This window comes from Mesorhizobium sp. M7D.F.Ca.US.004.01.2.1 (assembly GCF_003997785.1).
Taxonomy (GTDB): domain Bacteria; phylum Pseudomonadota; class Alphaproteobacteria; order Rhizobiales; family Rhizobiaceae; genus Mesorhizobium; species Mesorhizobium loti.
Genome location: NZ_RZRQ01000659.1, coordinates 1 through 1,271 on the forward strand (window position 1 = coordinate 1; position 1,271 = coordinate 1,271).

General features: G+C 64.7%; 2 protein-coding genes. One reads left to right on the forward strand and one right to left on the reverse strand.

What is annotated here, in order from left to right; translation table 11 throughout:
• Positions 1-96 precede the first annotated feature (96 nt).
• On the forward strand, positions 97-963 hold the full coding sequence (locus EN993_RS35955) for an SDR family NAD(P)-dependent oxidoreductase (RefSeq protein ID WP_109668214.1): 867 nt from the start codon (positions 97-99) through the stop codon (positions 961-963).
• A gap of 3 nt (positions 964-966) precedes the next feature.
• On the opposite strand, the gene EN993_RS35960 is transcribed toward EN993_RS35955, so the two are convergent.
• Positions 967-1,271 (reverse strand): low affinity iron permease family protein (locus EN993_RS35960; protein ID WP_164758062.1); only part of this gene is annotated, 305 nt, incomplete at its 5' end.

Consider the following 1,271-nt stretch of genomic DNA (forward strand, 5'->3'; position numbering starts at 1 on the left):
CGACCGGACTGGTCAACCCGACTAGGCGAGCAGAGGCTTGCGCAAGCCCGTTCCAGCGCTAAGTTCGGCGCCATCGAGAGAAGGAACCCATCGCGCATGATCACCGACACCGAAATCCAGACCGCCCTGCCCGCGCTTGGCCGAGGCAACGCCGCCGTCATCACCGGCGCCGCCAGCGGCATCGGTCTTGCGGCCGCCAAGCGGTTTGCGATGATGGGCATGAAGATCGTGCTGGCCGACATTGGCGGCGCGCGCCTTGACGACGCCGCGCGCGCCGTCTCTGCGATTGCTGGCGACGATGCCGTGCTTGCCGTCGCCGCCGACGTTTCGAAGGCGGATGAGGTGGACCGTCTCGCCGAACGGGCGTTCGGCGCCTTCGGCGACGTGTCGCTGCTGATGAACAATGCCGGCGTCGGCGACAATCCCGGAAAGCCCTGGGAAAACCGCGATGCCTGGAAACGGCTGCTGGACATCAATTTCTGGGGCGTCGTGCATGGCGTCGAGGCCTTCGCGCCGCACATGCTGGCCTCGGCCAGGCCTGGCCTGATCATCAACACCGGCTCCAAGCAAGGCATCACCACGCCGCCCGGCAACCTTGCCTACAATGTCTCCAAGGCCGGGGTGAAGACCTTCACCGAAGGCCTGGCGCATGCGCTGCGCAACGAGGCCGGCGGCCATGTCTCGGCCCATCTGCTGATCCCTGGCTTCACCTTCACCGGGCTGACCGAGGGCGCGACGGAAAAGCCGGCCGGCGCCTGGACCGGCGAACAGGTCGTTGATTTCATGTTGGAAGCCCTGACCAGGGGCGATTTCTACATCCTGTGCCCGGACAATGAGGCGGCGCGGCCGCTGGATGAAAAGCGCATGGCCTGGGCAATCGGCGACATCATCGAGAACCGCCCCGCTTTGTCGCGCTGGCATCCCGACTACAAGGAGCCTTTCGCCGCGTTCATGAAAGGCTGACCTTCAGGCCGCGTGCTTTTTCGGCCTGCGCTTCTGCGCCACGGCCTTCTTCGCCGCCATGGCGGCGATATGCTCGTCGTGCCGCTTGGCGGCACGCTCGCATTTGTCGCGGATCTCCTCGACTTCTGATTCAGTCAGGTGCTCGATGCCGATGAAGTGGTTGTGGCCGGCGCTGACCCGGATCAGTTCGTCGAGCTTGGCCTGGATCGCCGCACCGTCGCGATTCTGGGTGTTCTGGATCAGGAACACCATCAGGAAGGTGATGACGGTCGTGCCCGTGTTGATGACGAGCTGCCATGTGTCCGAAA